At 70.2% G+C, this 5,037-nt stretch carries 3 protein-coding genes; all 3 read left to right on the forward strand.

Features of this window, described 5'->3' with window-relative positions:
• On the forward strand, positions 1-1,078 hold a 1,078-nt coding region (locus tag ACCC94_RS27640; RefSeq protein WP_413352785.1), incomplete at its 5' end, for a DotU family type VI secretion system protein.
• On the forward strand, positions 1,075-4,581 hold the full coding sequence (tssM, locus tag ACCC94_RS27645; protein ID WP_413352786.1) for a type VI secretion system membrane subunit TssM: 3,507 nt from the start codon (positions 1,075-1,077) through the stop codon (positions 4,579-4,581). The genes ACCC94_RS27640 and tssM, both read left to right, overlap by 4 nt.
• Positions 4,578-5,037 (forward strand): type VI secretion system-associated protein TagF (tagF, locus tag ACCC94_RS27650; protein ID WP_413352787.1); only part of this gene is annotated, 460 nt, incomplete at its 3' end. The genes tssM and tagF, both read left to right, overlap by 4 nt.

The following is a 5,037-nucleotide window of genomic DNA, read 5'->3' on the forward strand; positions in this document are numbered from 1 at the left end:
GGCTGGCCGGCGCGCGCAACTGCTGGGCTACCTGCGCCAGTTCGAACAGCGCGCCGAGGCCGCCGGCGTGGCCCGCAACGAAGTGCTGCTGGCGCGTTATGCGCTGTGTACCGCGCTGGACGAGGCAGTGCTCAGCACGCCGTGGGGCAGCGCGAGCGAGTGGGGCAAGCAGAGCCTGCTGATCACCGTGCACAACGAGGCCTGGGGCGGCGAGAAGGTGTTCCAGCTGCTGGAACACTGCCTGCAGAGCCCGCGCGAACGCATCGACCTGCTGGAACTGTTGTACCTGTGCATGAGCCTGGGTTTCGAAGGCCGCTACCGGGTGATGCACGACGGCCGCAGCCAGCTCGAAGCGCTGCGCGAGCGCACCGCCGCGACCCTGCGCAGCGTGCGCGGCGAGCGTGAGCGCGAGTTGTCGCCGCACTGGCGGGGCGTGCAGGTCATGCCTGATCGCCTGTCGCGCCTGGTGCCACCGTGGGTGGGCCTGGCCGTGGCGCTGGCGTTGCTGTTGCTGCTGCTGTTCGGCCTGCGCCTGAAGCTGGCCGCCGACGCCGAGCCGGTGTTCCGGCAGATCCACGCCCTGGGCGAGGTGCCGGTGCAAAGCATCGAGCCGGCGGTGGTCAAGCCGCGCGTGGTGGAGCGTCCGCGCCTGGCGACCTTCCTCGCCGAGGACATCCGCGCCAACCGCGTGGCGGTGCAGGACGGCGTCGATCGCTCGGTGGTGACCATCCGCGGCGACGAACTGTTCGCCTCCGGCAGCGCCAGCATCAAGGACGATTTCCAGCCGCTGATGGGGCGCATCGCCGACGCCATCGGCAAGATCAACGGCCAGGTGCGCATCACCGGCCACAGTGACAACCGTCCCATCGCCACCCTGCGCTACCCGTCGAACTGGGCACTGTCGCGGGCTCGCGCCGAAGAGGTGCTGCAGATCCTCGCGGCGCGCACCGGCCAGGCGCAGCGCTTCAGCGCCGAGGGCCTGAGCGACACCGAACCGGTGGCCTCCAATGCCACCGCGGAGGGACGGGCGAAGAACCGTCGGGTTGAAGTCACGGTACTGGCGGAGGGTGTGGAGTGAAGTCGTTGTTCGGATTCGTCACCCGCTGGGTGATTCCCGTGCTCGGGCTCATCGCCCTGAGCCTGATCATCTGGTTCATCGGCCCGCTGCTGACCGCGCTGGTGCCGGCCTGGCGGCGCTGGGCGCTGATCGTCCTGCTGTTCGGCCTGTGGCTCGGCTGGCGGCTGTGGCGCCTGTTGCAGGCGCGCCGGCAGGAGCGGCGCATGCTCGCCAGCCTGGCGGCCGAGACTGCACCGGATGCAGCCAGCGTGGCCACCGCCGAGGAGCTGGCGACCTTGCGCCAGCGCATGGATGAAGCCCTGGCGCTGCTGAAGAAGGCCCGCCTGGGCGGCGCGGAGCGGCGCAACCTGTACCAGTTGCCCTGGTACGTGATCATCGGCCCGCCGGGCTCGGGCAAGACCACCGCGCTGGTCAATTCTGGTCTCAACTTCCCGCTCGCCGCACAACTGGGCGCCGGCGCCATCCGCGGCGTGGGCGGCACCCGCCAATGCGACTGGTGGTTCACCGACGAGGCCGTGCTGCTCGATACCGCCGGCCGCTACACCACCCAGGACAGCCATGCCCAGGTCGACAAGGCTGCCTGGCTGGGCTTCCTCGACCTGCTCAAGACCGAGCGCGCACGCCGGCCCATCGATGGCGCGTTCATCGCCATCAGCCTGGCCGACCTGCTGCAGGCCAGCGAGCAGGAGCGCACGGCCCACGTAGTGGCGATCCGCGCGCGGGTGCAGGAGCTGTACACCCAGCTGGGCGTGCGCTTCCCGGTCTACGTGATGCTGACCAAGTGCGACCTGGTGCCCGGTTTCATGGAGTTCTTCGACGACCTGGATCGCGAGGCGCGCGCCCAGGTGTGGGGCTTCACCTTCGCCCTGGACGACGGTCAGCAGGCCGGTGGGCCGCTGCAGGACTTCGGCAGCGAGTTCGCCGCGCTGGAGCAACGTCTCAACCAGCGCCTTGTCGAGCGTCTGCAGCACGAGCGCGACCCCGTGCGGCGCGACCTGATCTACGGCTTCCCGCAGCAGTTCGCCGCGCTCAAGGCGATGCTCGAAGAGTTCCTCGGCGGGGTATTCAAGCCCAATGCCTATGAGGAGCGCGCGCTGCTGCGCGGCGTGTATTTCACCAGCGGCACCCAGGAAGGCAGCCCCATCGACCGCCTGATCGGTGCCATGGCGCAGAGCATGAACCTGGACCGGCAACACCTGGCGCGGCAGAACGGCAGCGGACGCAGCTATTTCCTCCATCGCCTGTTCACCGATGTCGCCTTCGCCGAGCGCGGCCTGGTCGGCGTCGACCCGAAGGTCGAGCGGCGGCGCAAATGGGTCGCCATCGGCGCGCTGGCCGCCAGCGTGGCACTGGTGCTGGTGGTGGGCACGCTGTGGCTGCTGAGCTATCGCGCCAACCAGGCCTACATCGCCCAGGTCGGCGAGAAGACCGCGCCTCTGGAACAGAGCGTAAGAAGCCTGAGCCCGGCCCAGCGCGACGTGCTGGCGGTGCTGCCGCTGCTCGACGCGGTGCGCCACCTGGCCGGCGACCCGCCGGGCATGGCCGAAGGCCTGGGCCTGTACCAGGGCGACATGCTCGACGAGGAGGCCAGCAACGTCTATCGGCGCCTGCTGGTGGCGACCTTCGCCCCGCGCCTGGTCAGCCGCGTCGAAGAGCAGCTGCGCAGCGGCGGCGGCTCGGACTACCTCTACGAAGGGCTCAAGGCCTACCTGATGCTCGGCGACAGCGCGCACTACGACCCGGACTTCCTCAAGGCCTGGATCAGCCTGGACTGGGACCAGAGCCTGCCGCGCGACCTGCCGGTGGAGCAGCGCCAGGCGCTGAACACGCACCTGCAGGCCCTGTTCGAGCGGCGTCCGCCGGATGCGCGCCTGGACCAGCGCCTGATCGACGAACTGCGCCAGCAACTGCAACGCCTGCCGGTGGCGCAGCGCGTGTACGACCGGGTCAAGCGCCAGAAGCTGCCCGAGGGCGTACAGGACTTCCGCCTCAGCGACGCCGCCGGCCGTGACGCCGCGCTGGTGTTCGTACGCAAGAGCGGCAAGCCGCTGGCCGAACCGCTGAGCGGCTTCTTCACCTTGCGCGGCTACCGCGAGGCCTTCCTGCTGGCCAGTGTCAACCAGGCCGGCGTGCTGGCCGAGGAACAGTGGGTGCTCGGTCATTCGTTGAACGACGCCGAGGATGCGCTGACCCTCGCCGCCGAGGTGCGCCAGCTGTATTTCCAGGATTACGTGCGGCAGTGGGATGCGCTGCTGGCGGACATCGACTTTGTGCCCATCACCAGCGTGGCGCAGGCCGCCGACGTGCTGCGGGTCATCTCCGGGCCGACCTCGCCGCTGAAGAAACTGTTGCTGGCGGTGGCCCACGAAACCGACCTGCAGCAGGCCGACCCGGCCGTCGCGGCGCAGGTGAAGAAGGCCGACGCCGGTGTCGACCAGCTCAAGCAGAAGCTCGGCTCGCTGCTCGGCCAGGCGCCGGAAGGCAGCGGCCCGGCCACGCAGCCCGCGGGGCAGGACCCGGTCAGCGCGCACTTCGCCGACCTCAGCGCACTGGTCAGCCAGGAGGGCGGCTCGTCCATGGCCATCGATGCGCTGCTGGCGGACATGAACGCGCTGTACGTGCAGGTCAGCGCCATGGTCGGCGCCAGTGGCGAGGCGCTGCTGGGCGAGGCGAAGAACCAGGCCAGCGCCGCCGCCTCGCGCGTCAGCCTGGCCGCCGAGCGCCAGCCGCCGGTGGTACAGGGGCTGGTCAAGTCGGTGGTCAGCTCGACCACCAACACGATGATGGGTGGGGTGCGCAACCAGCTGAACGCGGCCTGGACCAGCGAGGTGGTGAACGTCTGGCGGCAGTCCCTCAGCGGCCGCTATCCGCTGGTGCCGGGCAGCTCCCGCGACGCCACCCTGGACGATTTCGGCCAGTTCTTCGGCGTCGGCGGGGTGATGGACAACTACTTCCGCCGCTACCTGCAACCCTACGTCGACACTTCCAGCCCCACCTGGCGCTGGCAGCCGGGCGCGGCGCAGAAGCTGGGCATCGCGCCGGGCGTGCTGCAGACCTTCCAGCGCGCGGCGCTGATTCGCGACGTGTATTTCCGTGGCGGCGGCCTGCAACCCAGCGTGCGCTTCGAACTCAAGCCGGTGACCATGGACGCCTCGGTCAGCCAGTTCCTCCTCGACCTGGACGGCCAGCAGTTGAGCTACGACCACGGCCCCAGCCGCCCGGTGGCCATGCAGTGGCCCAACCCCAACAGCATTGGCGCGGTACGCCTGTCGGTGTCGCCGCCGGCAACTGGCGGACGCTCTGCGCTGACCGTGGAAGGCCCGTGGGCGTGGTTCCGCCTGCTCGACCAGTCCGAGCTGGTCGGCGGCGGCTCACCGGACCGCTTCAACCTGCGCCTGCGCGTGGACAGCGCGAGCATCGCCTACGAGCTGCGCGCCAACAGCGCCTTCAACCCGTTCAAGAGCCGCGCGGTTGCCGGCTTCAGCCTGCCGGAGCGGTTATGACGGCAGTGGGTTTCTACGGCAAGATCGCCAGCCGCGGCGACTTCGTCGGGCGCGGGTTGCCCGCCAGCTTCCAGCAGCCCTGGGACGCCTGGCTGGCCGCCGGTCTGCAGGCAAGCCAACGGCAACTTGGCGAGGCCTGGCTGCAGGCGTACCTGGTCAGCCCGCTGTGGCGTTTCGTCCTGGCACCCGGCGTCTGCGGCGCGGCGCCGGTGGCGGGCGTACTGATGCCCAGCATCGACCGCGTCGGCCGCTACTTCCCGCTGACGGTGGCGGTGGCGCTGCCCGAGGGGCAGGCGTTGTCCGTGCTGCAGGCCGCCGACGGCTGGTTCGATGCCGTCGAGGCGGCGTTGCTGGCCACGCTGGAGGAGGGCGCGCGTTTCGAGGACTTCGAAGCGGCGGTGCAGGCGGTGGCGGGCTTTGCGCCCCACCCGGCCGCCGCCCGCGCCGGTGGGTGTT

This window comes from Pseudomonas sp. Pseusp97 (assembly GCF_047304025.1).
Lineage (GTDB): Bacteria > Pseudomonadota > Gammaproteobacteria > Pseudomonadales > Pseudomonadaceae > Pseudomonas.